General features: G+C 64.7%; 12 protein-coding genes. 7 read left to right on the forward strand and 5 right to left on the reverse strand.

The window, feature by feature from the left end; genetic code table 11:
• Positions 1-5 precede the first annotated feature (5 nt).
• From HD592_RS01515 to HD592_RS01530, 4 genes are all read left to right on the forward strand, one after another.
• On the forward strand, positions 6-1004 hold the full coding sequence (locus tag HD592_RS01515) for a virulence RhuM family protein (protein WP_184451423.1): 999 nt from the start codon (positions 6-8) through the stop codon (positions 1002-1004).
• Entirely contained in the window at positions 1001-3487 is a 2487-nt protein-coding gene (gene pglZ / locus HD592_RS01520; protein ID WP_184451424.1) for a BREX-1 system phosphatase PglZ type A, read from the forward strand. The genes HD592_RS01515 and pglZ overlap by 4 nt, the downstream gene beginning before the upstream one ends.
• Before the next feature lie 9 nt (positions 3488-3496).
• Positions 3497-5704 carry a BREX system Lon protease-like protein BrxL gene (gene brxL / locus HD592_RS01525; protein ID WP_184451425.1) on the forward strand — a complete coding sequence of 736 codons (2208 nt, stop codon included), beginning with the start codon at positions 3497-3499 and terminating at the stop codon, positions 5702-5704.
• Between the two features lie 101 nt (positions 5705-5805).
• Positions 5806-6216: a carbohydrate kinase family protein gene (locus tag HD592_RS01530; RefSeq protein ID WP_184451426.1), complete on the forward strand. Its 411-nt coding sequence runs from the start codon at positions 5806-5808 to the stop codon at positions 6214-6216.
• Positions 6217-6342: 126 nt separating this feature from the next.
• Here the strand turns inward: HD592_RS01530 and HD592_RS01535 are convergent, their stop codons facing one another.
• The 4 genes from HD592_RS01535 to HD592_RS01550 form a co-directional block, all read right to left on the reverse strand.
• Complete coding sequence (locus HD592_RS01535) at positions 6343-6852, reverse strand: hypothetical protein (protein ID WP_184451427.1); 510 nt, start codon at positions 6850-6852, stop codon at positions 6343-6345.
• 205 nt (positions 6853-7057) lie between these two features.
• Positions 7058-7567, reverse strand: coding sequence for a hypothetical protein (locus HD592_RS01540; RefSeq protein WP_184451428.1), 510 nt, complete (start codon positions 7565-7567; stop codon positions 7058-7060).
• A 132-nt stretch (positions 7568-7699) separates the two neighbouring features.
• Positions 7700-10462: a hypothetical protein gene (locus HD592_RS01545; protein WP_184451429.1), complete on the reverse strand. Its 2763-nt coding sequence runs from the start codon at positions 10460-10462 to the stop codon at positions 7700-7702.
• A 17-nt stretch (positions 10463-10479) separates the two neighbouring features.
• Positions 10480-10818 carry a hypothetical protein gene (locus HD592_RS01550; RefSeq protein WP_184451430.1) on the reverse strand — a complete coding sequence of 113 codons (339 nt, stop codon included), beginning with the start codon at positions 10816-10818 and terminating at the stop codon, positions 10480-10482.
• Between the two features lie 180 nt (positions 10819-10998).
• Here HD592_RS01550 and HD592_RS01555 point away from each other — a divergent pair, with 180 nt between their 5' ends.
• Positions 10999-12018 carry a PfkB family carbohydrate kinase gene (locus HD592_RS01555; RefSeq protein ID WP_184451431.1) on the forward strand — a complete coding sequence of 340 codons (1020 nt, stop codon included), beginning with the start codon at positions 10999-11001 and terminating at the stop codon, positions 12016-12018.
• A gap of 28 nt (positions 12019-12046) precedes the next feature.
• On the opposite strand, the gene HD592_RS01560 is transcribed toward HD592_RS01555, so the two are convergent.
• A complete protein-coding gene (locus HD592_RS01560; RefSeq protein ID WP_184451432.1) occupies positions 12047-12820 on the reverse strand; it encodes an alpha/beta hydrolase family protein in 774 nt (257 codons plus the stop codon).
• 187 nt (positions 12821-13007) lie between these two features.
• On the opposite strand from HD592_RS01560, the gene HD592_RS01565 reads away from it, so the two are divergent.
• Positions 13008-13328 (forward strand): YtxH domain-containing protein, encoded by a 321-nt coding sequence (locus tag HD592_RS01565; RefSeq protein ID WP_184451433.1) that lies wholly within the window; start codon positions 13008-13010, stop codon positions 13326-13328.
• Between the two features lie 8 nt (positions 13329-13336).
• Positions 13337-14482, forward strand: a complete 1146-nt coding sequence (locus tag HD592_RS01570; protein ID WP_184451434.1) for a VIT1/CCC1 transporter family protein — start codon at positions 13337-13339, stop codon at positions 14480-14482.
• The last annotated feature ends 245 nt before the right edge of the window (positions 14483-14727 follow it).

The following is a 14727-nucleotide window of genomic DNA, read 5'->3' on the forward strand; positions in this document are numbered from 1 at the left end:
AGCGGATGAGCGGCGAGGTGATCCTCTACAACGCCGACGACGGGGCGCAGATGCAACTGCGCGCCTCGGAAGGAACGGTATGGCTGACTCAAGCCGAAATGGCGGAGCTGTATGGAACCTCGATCCCCAACGTTGCTCAGATCATCGGACGCGTTCTTAAGGACGGAGAAGTCACCGAAGCAACTATTCACTCAGAGTTAATAGTTCGTCGAGAAGGCGAGCGAGACGTCCGCCGGCAGCTCAAGGTCTACAACCTCGACATGATCCTTGCTGTCGGCTACCGCGTGACGACTCCTCGTGCAGTCCAGTTCCGGCAGTGGGCGACGAGCATCCTCAAGGACTACCTCGTCAAGGGCTTCGCCATGGACGACGCGAAGCTCAAGGGTTCGGACAGCTGGGACTACTTCGACGAGTGGTTGGAGCGCATTCGCGCCATCCGCGCCTCGGAGAAGCGCTTCTACCAGAAAGTCCGCGACCTCTACACGACGGCAATCGACTACGACCCGTCGAGCGACGCGGCGAAGGCGTTCTTCGCGAAGGTCCAGAACAAGATGCTCTGGGCGGTGACGGGGCACACCGCTGCGGAGATCATCTACCTGCGCTCCGACCCCACGGCCTCGAACATGGGCCTCACCTCGTGGAGCGGAAGCGTCGTGCGCAAGCGCGACGTGACGACCGCCAAGAACTACCTCCAGACGACCGAGATCTCAGAACTCGACCGCATCGTCACCATGTACCTGGACTACGCAGAGGACCAGGCGAAGCGCCGACAGACGATGACGATGCGCGAGTGGGAGGAACGCCTCGACGCCTTCCTCAGCTTCAACGAGCGCGAACTCCTCACTCACTCCGGCACAGTGCGCGCGAAGGTCGCCAAGGCACTCGCCGAAGAACGCTACGACGCATTCGATGCCGAACGACGACACCAGCAGGCGATCGCCGCCGACGAAGACGACGCCCGAATCCTCCGAGAACTCGAGCAGAAGACGGAGAACCGCGAATGAGCGACCAAATCACCCGCCACCTGCGCCAACGCTTCGAAACGCAGCGGATCCTCTTCTGGCACGACGCCGCGGGCGACTACGCCGACAGTGCGGAACAGCTCGTTCCCGAGGACGTCACGCTTCTGCGTGTCCAAGGCGACGAATTCGGCATCAAGCACCGCCTGCTCACCGACCAGGAGAGCAAGTACCTCGTCTACCGCACAGGAGAAATCCCCGCTGGGACCGGTGACTGGCTGCTCGATCAAGAACTCACCCACGGCATCTTCGTCGCCGACAAGACCGCGATCATCCAGCAGGAACTCGGGATCGAAAACCCGCACCTCCTCCCCATCATCGAAGCCCACCCGAAGTTCTTCGCAGCGGCCACTCGCAAGCAGGCGCTCGAAAAGCTCCACATCGACGGCGACGACCCCGCACTCCTCCGAGCCAAGATGTGCCAGGTGCTCCTCAAATCCGCTAGTCACCGGCTCTCCGACATCATGCGGGAAATCCTCCTCGAGGCCGCAGACTCCAAACACGCGAAGATCGACGACCTCACAGCCTACGGCCTCGACGAATTCTTCTGGGCGGGGCTGCACGACATCTACGGATACCGGAGCGACGCGCCGACCGTCGACGACTTCATCCTGTGGATCTTCGCCCGAGCAATGGACGACTTCGCCTCGGATACCCCCGACGCCTACCGGAACATCCGCAACGACTACCGGAGCCTCATCTACGACGTGCGCACGCGCGAGGCCATGAAGGCTCTCGCGACTCGAGCTGCCAAGGATCTCGGCGTCACCGCCAAGATCGAGAACCGGAGTCTCGATGACCTCCAAGACCAGACGACCTTCCAGGAGATCGAGCAGAAGATCGTCGCCGAGCTCGCGGCCGCGATCGCCGAACGGACGATAGGCCCACGCGACGTCGAGACCATCGTCCGTCGTCGACGCGACGGTCTCTGGTACGACACGTACGAGCCGCTCTACACCGCGCTTCAAAGCGCCGCCGAGCTGCTCGCCGCCATCGCCGCACTCCCCGACACCATCGACTCAGTCGCTGAAGGACTGACGACGTACCAGTCCGAGTGGTTCCGAATCGACCAGCACTACCGCCATTTCATCGTCGCCGGGAGATCCGCCGAATACCAGAAACCCCTCATCGCCCTCAAGGCCGAAATCGACAAGCAGTACGCGAACCGGTACCTCTACGCCCTCGGAAGCGCCTGGCAGGCCGTCCTCGACACTCTTCACGAGTGGAAGACGCCCGTCTTGCCCCCCCAACGGCGCTTCTTCGACGAGCGCGTTGCGCCGATCCTCAGCGGCGGCCGCTCGAAAGCCGTCGTCATCATCTCCGACGCCCTTCGCTACGAGATCGCAGAAGAGCTCGCCTCGAAGATCCGCTCCGAAGATCGCTACAACGCCGAACTCGGCGCCGTCCTCGGCTCCCTCCCCAGCTACACGCAGCTCGGGATGGCGGCTCTCCTGCCGCATTCGAGCCTCGAGATCGACCCGAGCAGCACGCCCGTCTTCGCAGACGGGCACCGCACCGACGGCACGGTGAACCGGGCGAAGATCCTGCAGACCGTCAAAGGAACCGCGATCGGCGCTCAAAACGTGCTCACCATGCCGATCGAGGACCTGCGCGAGCTCTACAAGGCCAACCAGGTCGTTTACGTCTACCACAACGTCATCGACGCGACCGGCGACGACGCGACGACCGAACAGGGAGTCTTCGAAGCCGCCAACAGGGCGATGAACGAGATCATCCAGCTCCTCAAGCGATGGACCAGCGCCAACGCGACCAACATCCTCGTCACCGCCGACCACGGATTCCTCTATCAGGACATTCCGCTCGAGCAGTCCTACTTCCTCTCCGAAAAGCCCCAGGGCGCCCAGGTGAGCTACTCGACCCGCCGATTCGCCCTCGGCAAGAAGCTGCACCCGTCCTCGTCCTTCATGACCTTCACCGCAGCACAGGCAGGGCTCACCGGGGACCTCGACATCCAGATCCCCAAGTCCATCCATCGGATCCCGCAGCCCGGGAAAGGCACACGATACGTCCACGGCGGAGCCTCCCTCCAAGAAATCGTCGTACCCGTCATCGCGGTGAACAAGAAGCGCAAGAGCGACGTCCGAACCGTCGCCGTCGACCTCATGCCGGAAACCGACAAGATCACGACGGGACAGCTCGCCATCAAGCTCGTTCAGCGCGAGGCGATCACCGACAAGATCCAACCGCTGCGCGTGCGCCTCGGCCTCTACATCGGCGACGTCCTCATCTCCGATCAGCCGATCCTCACCTTCGACTCGACCTCCGAGAACCAGCACGATCGGTATCAGAGCGCCGTCCTCTACCTCACCCAGGACGCAGACGAGTACAACCGCCGCGGCGTCGAACTCCGACTCGAAGAGCCGATCCCCAACACCACGCAATGGCGCACCTTCTCGACCGCGAACTACACGCTGCGGCGATCGTTCACGACCGACTTCGACTTCTAGGAGACTGCGATGAGCACCCTCGACGACGCCCTCGACGCGATGAACGCACCCGACCCGGCACCGCAGTCGGCCGCGGCACCCGTCAAATCCGCCCTCGATGAGAAGATCAACGCGCAGTTCGCCGGCGCGGTCGTCCGCAAGGACCTCGTCAAAGCCGTCCGCGGCAACGCGGTCGTCCCCTCCTACGTCCTCGAATACCTCCTCGGCCAGTACGCCACCTCCGACGACGAATCGACGATCGTCGCCGGAATCGATGCCGTCCGCAAGATCCTCGCGGCCCACTACGTCAACCGGAACGAGCACATGCTCGCGAAATCCGAGATCCGCCGGAAAGGCCGCCACCGCGTCATCGACAAGGTCACCGTCACCCTCAACGAGAAGAACGACGTCCACGAGGCCGCTTTCGAGAATCTTCAGATCAAGGGAGTGATCGTCGACGATGCCACAGTGACGAGGAACCCGAAGCTCCTCGTCGGCGGCGTGTGGTGCATCTGCGATATCGAGTATTTCCACTCCGATGACGCGAAAGCCGTGCCGTGGATCCTCGCCTCGCTCAAGCCGATCCAGGTTGCGGCCGTCGACATCGAGCAATACCTCCAAGCGCGCAGCGCCTTCTCCACCGAGGAGTGGATCGACCTCCTCATGCAGTCGATCGGCCTCAACCCCGAGCAATTCAGCGACCGGGGCAAGCTCATCGCCCTCACACGACTCATCCCTTTCGTCGAGCGTAACTACAACCTCGTCGAACTCGGGCCGAAGGGCACCGGCAAATCGCACACCTTCAGCGAATTCTCGCCGAACGGAATCCTCATCTCCGGCGGCGAGGTCACCGTCGCGAAGCTCTTCGTCAACAATGCGAGCGGACGCATCGGGCTCGTCGGCTACTGGGACTGCGTCGCCTTCGACGAGTTCGCTGCAAACAAGCGGACCGACCAGAACCTCGTCAACGTCATGAAGAACTACCTCGCGAACAAGTCCTTCTCGCGGGGCACGAGCATCTACGGCGCCGAGGCTTCGATGGCGTTCATCGGCAACACGACGCACACGGTCCCGTACATGCTGAAGAACTCCGACCTATTCGACGAGCTCCCCGACTCCTACCGAGACCCGGCCTGGCTCGACCGCATCCACCACTACATCCCGGGCTGGGAGGTCGCGCCCATCCGCACCGAGATGTTCTCGCTTGGATACGGCTTCGTCGTCGACTACCTCGCCGAGATCCTCCGGGCGAAGCGCAGCGAGGACTACTCCGACAAGTACAAGGCCTACTTCGCCCTCGACCCGTCCCTCTCGACCCGGGACCAAGACGCGATACGCAAGACCTTCTCCGGACTGATGAAGCTCATTCATCCGACCGGTCAGGCCTCTGAGGAGGACACTCGCGTTCTCCTCGAATACGCCATCGAAGGGCGCAAGCGCGTCAAGGACTCGATCCTTCGAATCGACGCGACGATGCGCGACACCCCCGTCCGGTTCCGCTACTCCGACTCGACAGGGGCGTGGCACGATGTCGCCGCGCTCGAGGAGACCCAGTACCCCCACCTCTATCGGCGGGACTGGTCCGTCGCCAAGGAGGACGTCGACGGCGCGGGTCACGAAGAAGCTCCTCTCCCGGTCGGAGGCTCGTCCTCGGAGATTCCAACGGGGCCGGCGGAGACCGGAGACGCGAAGGACACGCAGGCGAACGCGACGACCGGGTCGACGGCCGCCGAGGACGCGGCCCCCACCGAGGGGCATCGCGATTTCGTCGCCGGTCAGAGGGGAGTCACCTACGAGGACGTGCTCCTGCCGTACCTGCGCGGGGCGGCGCGCATCAGGATCACCGACCCGTACATCCGGCTCAGGCACCAGGGGCGCAACCTCGCCGACCTTCTCAGCCTGCTCGCCGAGGCGAAGGACGACGCCGACGAAATCGACGTCGAACTCGTGACCGTGCAAGAGCCGAAGGACGAGTACAAGGTCGCGCAGATCCAGATGCTGCGTGACATCCAGCAGGCTGCGAGCGCCGTCGGCGTCCGCCTCAACGTTCGTTTCGCTGATGCGATCCACGACCGGCGCATCGAAACCGACCACGGGTGGCGGATCGATCTGGGCAAGGGGCTCGATATCTGGCAGAAGCCGGGCGACAACCCTTACGACTTCGCGCACAGGCACCAAAGGTTCCGGCTCGTCGGCGCATCCTTCAGCGTCCACTACCTGCGGATCACGGAGGGCTGAGATCCCTTCGACAACGCAAGGTGATGCTTTCGGCGGGGAAAGGTGATGCTTTCGGCGGGGAAAGGTGATGCTTTCGGCGGCCTTGGGGCGACAATGAGCCCATGCACGCACTCCTCGCCGGACTGACGACCCTCGACGTCATCCACGCCCTCGACCACGAGCCCAACACGACCACGAAAACGACCTGCATCGACCACGCGATGGCGGCAGGCGGCCCCGCGACGAACGCCGCAGTCACCATCGCGGCCCTCGACGCCCTGCAGCCCGATCGGAACGCCGACGCGCCCTCGGCGGTCACCCTCCTCACGGCCCTGGGCGAGGGCGCGATCGCGAGAACTCTCGCCGAAGACCTCGCGAACTGCCGGGTCGACGTGCGCGACGCCGGCGATCCGGCATCCTCGGTGCGCGAACCCGCGATCTCCTCGATCATCGAGCACCCGGGCGGTCGCATGGTCGCCTCCACGAACGCGCGGGTCTGGGCTGGTCCGGTGGTGGCGGGGAGGGCAGCCTAAGAGACTTCGGTTGTTGAGTTGAAGGCGGTGTTGACCCTCGGTGCGGGCGATGTGTTCTGTGGGGTCTTCGCGTGCCGTGCGGTGCTGCTTCTTGTGCTGGCCTGGGTTCTGGCGTGGTCTGGGTGTTCACGATCCTGCCGGGGTCCAGGAAATGGAGTCGAGGGCGGCGAGAGTTTCCAAGGGGATGGTGGTTGCATTGGTTGCTGAACTCAAGCCGACCTTCCAGATGCCGTCGCAGCGTGCGAGAATCCACGACTCTTCATAGCTATGCTCGCTCGTTCTAATCCACTGGTAGGAGTAGCCGAGGGCGTGGACGCCGCCGATAGTGCGGGCGGGAAGTTCTTGTACGTCCGCAGTCTCCTCGTGCTGCTCGGCAGATGTGAATGCCTGCCGGTAGTGGGCGGTGAGGTCGATGTCGAAGGGAACCTCATCGGGGTAGTTGAAGGAGAAGGCGAGAACTTTTGGCGACATTCGGTTGATGCGAATCGCGCCGCCGCTTTCGCCTTCGCTGGCCGTGGCGAGAAAGTGATCGGGTCCGCTTGCCGCATTCTGGACGATAGCCCAGCCTTCAGGTAGGTCGATGCTGAGGTGATCGGCCTGTTCCTGGGTGATGGTGACGATCATCGGGGTGGACATGGGGGACTCCGTAGCGGACATGGGTGACGTGTTGGGGAGGGTGCAGGAGGTGAGTCCTGCAGCCGCCGCGAATGCGACGGCGAGGGCGAGGCCGAAGCGCGGGGCGGACTTTCGCCCCTGATTCGGGGAGCGGTGCAAATCATTCATCAACACTCCCATCGTCGGTGTCTCATGCTTGCGTGCCCGACCCGCACGAAGCACATACTCACGATCCTGCCGGGGTCCAGGAAATGGAGTCGAGGGCGGTGAGGACTTCGGGGGAGAGGGAGTCGCCACCGGTTGCGGAGCGGGCAGAGATCTTCCAAAGGCCGTCGTGGCGTGCGAGCACCCATACCTGTTCGTAGTGGGGGTCGTCTGCCCTCGTCCACTGGTAGGAGAATCCGAGGGCGTGGGCATCGCCGATGGTGCGGGCGGGAACTTCTTGTACGTCCGCAGTCTCCTCGTGCTGCTCGGCAGATGTGAATGCCTGCCGGTAGTGGGCGGTGAGGTCGATGTCGAAGGGAACCTCATCGGGGTAGTTGAAGGAGAAGGCGAGAGACTCCGGAGACATTCGATTGATGCGAATCGCGCCGCCGCTTTCGCCTTCGCTGGCCGTGGCGAGGAAGGAGTCGGGCCTGGTCGCCGCATTCTGGACGATAGCCCAGCCTTCGGGCAGAGTGAGATTCACATGGTCGTATTCGTTTTGGGTGATGCTGACGATCATCGGGGTGGACATGGGGGACTCCTTGGCAGACATCGAGGATGTGGGGGCCGGGCTGCAGGAGGTGAGTCCTGCAGCTGCCGCGAATACGACGGCGAGGGCGAGGCCGAAGCGTCGACTTTTCGGGTGGTGGGGCACGATCATGGGTCAGTCTCCGTAGATGATGCGGGCATCGCCGTGCAGTTGGCGGGCGTTGTTGACTGAGGTCTCGACGTAGTTGGAGGCGGCGGAGTACCTGAGGGAATCGCCATTCTCACTGATGAAATTATGGAAGGCGGTCCGCTGCTCCGGGCGCATGGTGTCGTAGGGGATGACGTGTCCGTTCGTATCGAGGAACTGCTGCGAGGTGTCGAGTTTCTGGTGGTGTTCTTCGAGCGGGATTTGTGCTCCCGTGAAGTCCCCGTGGGTGGAAATCTCCTGGTAGAGGGAGTCTTTCATGTAGTCGTAGACCATTGTCTCTCTCGTCGTCTTCTCGGTGGTGTTATTCGCGTCGGTTGTGAGAAGGGAGTCGAGGACCGGGGCGACGCCGTTCGATTTCGCCTGCTCGATGAAGTACCCTGCGACCTCGCGCGTCGCTTCGTTGTTGATGGCCCCTTCGAGGATGTCGCCAAAGGGTACGGCTCCGATCCCCGCCTGGATCAGCCCCTGCCAGCGTTCGTTACGGGCGTTGAGGGCTTCGATGGCTTCTTGGCTGGCATTTTCAGGCGCGGTGAAGAGCGATTCCATCAGGGGCGACCACCCGTCCGTAACATTGTTGATGGAGCGGCCGCCGATGCCCTGAACTGCATCTGCCAGATCAGCGCGATACGCGCTTTGTGCGGCGAGTAGGAGATTGTCGGTGGCGGGTGCGCGTCCGCCGATATAGAAGTCATCGGATGTGTCGTCGGGAGTCCCATTGTCACTGATCTCGGGGTTGTCGAAGCCGATGTCGGTGAAGAAGCCATTCTTGCCGAGCAGCCGCTGACTCATGACACGGTCGAAGGCGATGAAATGACGGCCACCGGCACCGGTGACGACACCGTTATGCTTGGCCACCTCGTCAAGACTTCCGGCGATCCCTTCAATGTGAGGCGCGAGGATCGTTCCGGCCCACGAACGCAGTTTGCTGTTCGCATGCCCGAAGACGTCTTGGCCGTGATCCTGGTCCTGATCGCCGAACCACCACGTGTCATGGTCGGCGTCGAGCCCGTCCTCGTAGCCGAAGAGGAAGTTCGCGCCGATCTGGGTGCGTCGCTCGTCATCTGCGCTCGCTTGGCGGTAGCGGCGCTCGGCTTCGAGGTAGTCGGGATCACTGGAGCCGCCGTAGTCGGCGGGGTCGGGGAAGGTGAGATCGGCCTTCGGATCAGGGCTGCTCGCATCGGAAATCATGTTCCCGAATGCCTCGCCGCCGTCTTGGAAACCGTAGAACTCGTTGCCCCGGCCCCGATGACCCGTGAGATACCGGGTCATATCCATCGAAGCATCACCGACCTCGAAGGGAGTGTCACGCGTGAGGAAACGACGCATCGCATCAAGGCGTTCGCCCTCGGCCGCCTGGAGCGCCTCAGAACCGGCCCCGCCCTCGAGGGAATCCGGCGTATCGGACAGCAGAGCGAGGGAATGAACAGGATCGAGGATCGAAGCGTCATACCCGGTCAGAAGGACCCCAGGCATCACCGCTCCGGCGTTGATGCGATTAGCGTATGCGCCCTCAGAATTCTCGTGATCCCAGGCGACCAGATCATCCGCCATCGAAGGACCGTTATCGGAGGTGTAGAACTGGGGCCCGAGGGCAAGATCGGGGTTCGTCTGCGCTGCAAGGCCTGCCAGCTGGGAGAAGATCGAGTAGCCGACATGTTCGCCATAGGGCGCGTCCTCGCACAGGTCGGCGTAGTCATAGACGGTACGACCAGAATCCTTGTACTCCTGGATCTGCTTGGCGACGAGCTGATCCATCGTGGTGCCCTGCGTGCCGCGGAGGCCATCACGAGCGGCAAGGAAAGCCTCGTTCTGCTGAGTGAGCACCCCCGTGGCATTGACCCCTCCTGTCGACAAGACCATCGCGGTGCCGACCTCACTCAGGACCGTAGAGACGAGCTCCGACTCGGGGCTGGCGGGTTCGAACCCCAGAGCGGAGGCGCGCACGGCGAAACCGTTGAGCTCATCCGCACTCAGCTCTTCCATGAGCGCATTCGCTATGAATGGGTTTTCGAGTAGGGCGCCGTACGTGTCCTGAATCGCCCGAAGATCATCAGCGGTGAGATCCTCATCGCGCAAGGCGGCGGCGATGCGCGGTGCGATTTCTTGGGCGTATTCCCATTCGGCTTGCCCGTCAACCAGGGGGATATCATTGAAGAGTGCGGCACCGATCTCGTTTCGGGTGCGCTTCGGCCCTTCTCCAATGAGGGAGCTCGCGGCCCCGATGAAGGCGTTCGCGGCAGTCTGCGCCTCACCGTCGAGAGTATCCATCGCGGTGCTGTACTCGCCGATGATCTCGTTGCGGGTGTCATCGCGCATACCCTTCAGGGAATCGACGCGCATATCAATCTCCGCCCGGGAGACGTCCTCTCCGGCAGCGATACGAGCGCGGACCTCATCATTGAGGGCGTTGACGGCATTGTCATAGTCAGCCTGCGCCTGGTCATAACGCGCTTGGAAATCGGGGACCGTGACGCTGCGAGCATGAGCGACAGCCTCAGACCACGCGAGGATCGCATTCCTCGGCCCGGCGAAAGCCTCCGCGAAGCTGCGAGCATGCTCACCGAGTCTTTGAACAGAATCGATGTAGGCGTCGGCTGCTTCGCCTGACCATCCGGGCACACCCGCAGCCGTGTCGGCGGCGACCTGCGTATGAGAGATCCTGGTGGCAACGGCCCACAAGTCCTCACGTAAGGTCTCACACGCGCCGCTCACATCGTCAGGGAGGGGCATCGCTTCGGCTCCGCTTGTCACTGGCCACCTCCCAAGCGCTTTGCGATCTGGGCAAAACCGGTCGTGGATTGATACTCCGAGACATCGAAAGCACCGATCACGGACTCCTGCCCGGCACCCAAGACTGCACAGGCATCATTGAACTCAAAAGCGACCACCCGCATATCCCGAACAAAGTCTGCGGCCGCCTGCCGCAATGCGCTCACACCACTGTTGCCACCGACAGGCAGACTCAGAGCCACAGAGGCTGTCGGAATCGTTGAAAGAAACGATCCGATTCTGCCGAACTCCTCGCAGTCCCTCCAGTCTTTTCGGGCATTCACACCCACAGCTTCGCGATCGAACTCAAGATCCATGATGACCTTCCAAACGGCCGCCGACTCGCGGGCAGTGTATCGGCCGCGATGAACGGGGGACAAACATATGGTGTCAGCACAGCGTCAATAGCCCCGATCATTGGTCTTCGATCACCGCTGACATGACAGCAAGAGGAGTATTCGTGCCGTTCGCGCGATCCGCTTTGCGACAATGAGCCCATGCACGCACTCCTCGCCGGACTGACGACCCTCGACGTCATCCACGCCCTCGACCACAAGCCCAACACGACCACGAAAACGACCTGCATCGACCACGCGATGGCGGCAGGCGGCCCCGCGACGAACGCCGCAGTCACCATCGCGGCCCTCGACGCCCTGCAGCCCGATCTAAACGCCGACGCGCCCTCGGCGGTCACCCTCCTCACGGCCCTGGGCGAGGGCGCGATCGCGAGAACCCTCGCCGAAGACCTCGCGAACTGCCGGGTCGATGTGCGAGACGCCGGCGATCCGGCATCCTCGGTGCGCGAACCCGCGATCTCCTCGATCATCGAGCACCCGGGCGGTCGCATGGTCGCCTCCACGAACGCGCGCATCCCGGTCGACGCTCCCCTCGGCGCGCGGCTCCTGGAGGACGCGCTCGGATCCGCGGGTTCGCCGGACGTCGTCCTCGTCGACGGGCACAACCCCGATCTGGCCTCCCTCGTCCTCCAGGTCGGCGTCGCCCCCGAACCCGGTCCCGACGACGATCCCTTCGCCCGCCTCGAGGCGCGCCCCTCTCACCAGCGCGTCCTCGACGGCGGCTCCTGGAAGGGATGGTTCCTGCCCCTCCTGCCCCTCATCGACATCGCCGTCGTGTCCGCCGACTTCCGCCCGCCGCTCCTGTCCACCGCAGAGGGCGGGGGCGTCGCCGACTTCCTGAGGGGATTCGGGATCACCCGGACGATCCGGACCCGCGGGCCTCAAGCCGTCGAATGGTGGTGGGACGGCCTCTCCGGGACCACCGGAGTCGACGAGGTCGAAGCGGTGTCGACCCTCGGCGCGGGTGATGTCTTCCACGGGGCCTTCGCCTGGGCCCTCGCCGTGCTTCACCGGGCCGGTCGGCCGCTGCCCGAAACACCGGAGGGATTGATCCGTTTCGCCTCGGCGATCGCGGGCGCCTCGACGACGCGCTTCGGAACGCGTTCGTGGCGCGAGGACCCGAAGGTCGGGGCCGAAGTCGAGGCATTCTTCGACGACTGAGGGAGGAAGCGCTTCGCCCGAGCGGGCTTCACCGCGAACGCACGACCGGCACCCAGCGCTTCGCCCACTCGACGGAGGGGGCGTCGAGTGCCTCGACGTTCTCCCCGAGACCGAAGCGGGCGTCGGCGACCTCGACCCGTGATCCGTCCGGGAGCAAGTGGAAGACCTCCTGCGTCGCTCCGAGAAGGCCGAGATCGGCGTCGGTGGAGTCGTGAATGACGAGCGTCGGCTGATCCAATCCGTCCAGCAGGGCGACCGGGTCGCACAAGGACAGGTCGGCCAGGGTCTGCTTGGAGATCGTGAAACTGCGGCGCCTCGACGGGGAGTCATCGGGGATCGAGGTCGCTCCGATCTCCTCGAGGTCCCCGAGCTGCTCATCGGAGAAGATCTGCGTCCAATCGATCGACATCGGGGCGATCGAGGGCGAGGACAGCACGTAGGCCAGTACGGCCGTCGGACGCGCGGCGAGGGCGACCGTCGCCCCGAAGGAGTGGCCGTGCACCAGCTGGCGCGCGAAGCCCTGATCGGCGAGCCACCCCGAAGCGGCCCGGAGGTCTTCGACTTCGGCGTCCAAGGTGATGATGTCGTCCCCCGATTCGCCGTGGCCCGAGTAGTCGAACTCGAGGGTCGCGTAGCCCGCCGCGCGGTAGCGGCGCGCGAGACGGTCGAAGTGCTCCGCCGAATGCCGGTCGGCGAGGAAGGAGTGCGAGAAGAGCACCGCCGCGTCCCCGGAATCGACGGGGTTGACGAACGTCCCCGCCAGCTCAACGCCGCGGGGTGTGGGAATCTTCGTCTCGACCACGCCTCCACCGTAGCGGCCCGCGGAAACGAGGGCGAGCCCTTTCCCGACAAGCGCTCATCTGTAACGTGAGCCGTCGCACCGGGCGGAGCTTCCGAGCGGGCTTCAGGGCGGGAGGTGAGGGCGGTTAGGCTTGAGCCGACCCTGGAGCGCCTCGCCCCGGGGTGAGCACCTGAGTGAAGGAGACCCGATGGGGACGAAGTTCGGACTGATCCTCGGCCTCGGAGCCGGCTACGTGCTCGGCACGCGTGCCGGGCGCGAACAGTACGAGAAGATCCGTCGGGCCGCGGCCAGGGCCCGTCGCTTCCCCCCGGTGGCCAAGCCCCTCGATCGCGCCGGTGAGAAGGTCTCCGACATCGTGCGCGCGCAGGGCGAACGCGTCACCGACAAGGTCGCCGACGCCGTGAAGGAGCGCCTCTTCGGAGCCCCGCCCTCGACCCCGCCCTCCCGAGTCGTTGACGTCGACGCCGAGGGGGGCCAGGCCCCCGCCCCTTCGACTCGCGCTCGATGAGCGCCCCCATGGCACCCGCTCCCGCCCTCGGCCCCGAAGCCGTCGGCGGCGCCCAGGCGCCGACGAAGGCCCAGATCCGTCGCTGGCGCCGCCACCTCGCCGAGGAGCGGATGGAGGCGCGCACCTACCGCTCCCTCGCGGAGCGCCGCACCGGCTGGGAGAGGGAGGTCCTCCTCCAGCTCGCCGAGGCCGAGCGCCGCCACGAGGAGTACTGGCTCGCCCTGCTCGGCGAGCGCGCCCTGCCCGCTCCGAAGCCGCGCCTGCGCGTGCGGATCTCCGCCTGGCTCGCCCAGATGTTCGGGACGATCTTCATCCTCGCGATGGCCCAGCGGGCCGAGCAGCGCACGACCTACGACATCGACGAGGACGCCCCCGCTCAGATGGCGGCCGACGAGCACATTCACGGGGAGGTCATACGCGGCCTCACCGCGCGCTCCCGCGAGGCCCTCGCGGGCACCTTCCGCGCCGCCGTCTTCGGGGCGAACGACGGCCTCGTCTCCAACCTCGCCCTGGTCCTGGGCGTCGCGGCGACCGGGATGGCCCCCGGCCTCGTCCTCGCGACCGGCGTCGCCGGCCTCCTCGCGGGCGCCCTGTCCATGGCGGCGGGTGAATGGGTGAGCGTGCGCAGTCAGCGCGAGCTCCTCGACGCGTCGATCCCGGATCCGGACGCCCATCAGGCGGTGCCCGCCCTGGACGTCAACGCCAACGAGCTCGCCCTCGTCTTCAGGGCTCGCGGCGAGAGCCCCGAAGACGCGGACGCGCACGCCGCGACGATCTTCGCCCAGCTCGCCCGTCCCGCCATCACCGAATCCGGGGCGATCGCCGTGCACGCGGCCCTCGGCGGAGGCGACGCGGCCAACGGCGCCACCGAACAGGTGGGCACGCCCTGGAGGGCGGCCTCCTCCTCCTTCTGCTTCTTCGCGATCGGCGCCTTCTTCCCGCTCGTCCCCTACATCTTCGGCATGTCGGGTCTGGGGGCGATCGCGCTCGCGGCCCTCATCGTCGGGCTCGCGCTGCTGGGGACGGGCGGAGTCGTCGGCATCCTCTCCGGCCAGTCCCCTGCCCCGCGCGCCCTGCGCCAGCTCCTCATCGGCTACGGCGCCGCCGGCGTCACCTACGTCCTCGGTCTCCTCTTCGGGACGACGGCCGCCTGACTTTTTCGCCGTCGAGGAGAAAGAGGTTTCTGTGCGCGTGGAGCATGTTGTGCGCCTCTGACTTGTACGGGGCATATGGATGACAGTCCACAGTCCTCACGAACCGTTACGTGCTTTTCAGTAGGGCTTCTATTATGAGGTCATGTCTGAACAGAAGAGCTACCCAGAAGAGGCGTATTGCCCTTACGACGGCAAGCTGTGGTGGGATCGAGAGAAGAGCGACGGGCCAGTGGGCGCGTGTGGAA

This window comes from Schaalia hyovaginalis (assembly GCF_014208035.1).
GTDB classification, from domain to species: domain Bacteria; phylum Actinomycetota; class Actinomycetes; order Actinomycetales; family Actinomycetaceae; genus Pauljensenia; species Pauljensenia hyovaginalis.

Bases quoted from the DNA above. Each gene is read 5' to 3' on its own strand.
- HD592_RS01515 (WP_184451423.1), top strand. From the start codon at position 6: ATGAGCGGCGAGGTGATCCTCTACAACGCCGACGACGGGGCGCAGATG.
- pglZ (WP_184451424.1), top strand. From the start codon at position 1,001: ATGAGCGACCAAATCACCCGCCACCTGCGCCAACGCTTCGAAACGCAG.
- brxL (WP_184451425.1), top strand. From the start codon at position 3,497: ATGAGCACCCTCGACGACGCCCTCGACGCGATGAACGCACCCGACCCG.
- HD592_RS01530 (WP_184451426.1), top strand. From the start codon at position 5,806: ATGCACGCACTCCTCGCCGGACTGACGACCCTCGACGTCATCCACGCC.
- HD592_RS01535 (WP_184451427.1), bottom strand. From the start codon at position 6,852: ATGTCCACCCCGATGATCGTCACCATCACCCAGGAACAGGCCGATCAC.
- HD592_RS01540 (WP_184451428.1), bottom strand. From the start codon at position 7,567: ATGTCCACCCCGATGATCGTCAGCATCACCCAAAACGAATACGACCAT.
- HD592_RS01545 (WP_184451429.1), bottom strand. From the start codon at position 10,462: ATGCCCCTCCCTGACGATGTGAGCGGCGCGTGTGAGACCTTACGTGAG.
- HD592_RS01550 (WP_184451430.1), bottom strand. From the start codon at position 10,818: ATGGATCTTGAGTTCGATCGCGAAGCTGTGGGTGTGAATGCCCGAAAA.
- HD592_RS01555 (WP_184451431.1), top strand. From the start codon at position 10,999: ATGCACGCACTCCTCGCCGGACTGACGACCCTCGACGTCATCCACGCC.
- HD592_RS01565 (WP_184451433.1), top strand. From the start codon at position 13,008: ATGGGGACGAAGTTCGGACTGATCCTCGGCCTCGGAGCCGGCTACGTG.
- HD592_RS01570 (WP_184451434.1), top strand. From the start codon at position 13,337: ATGGCACCCGCTCCCGCCCTCGGCCCCGAAGCCGTCGGCGGCGCCCAG.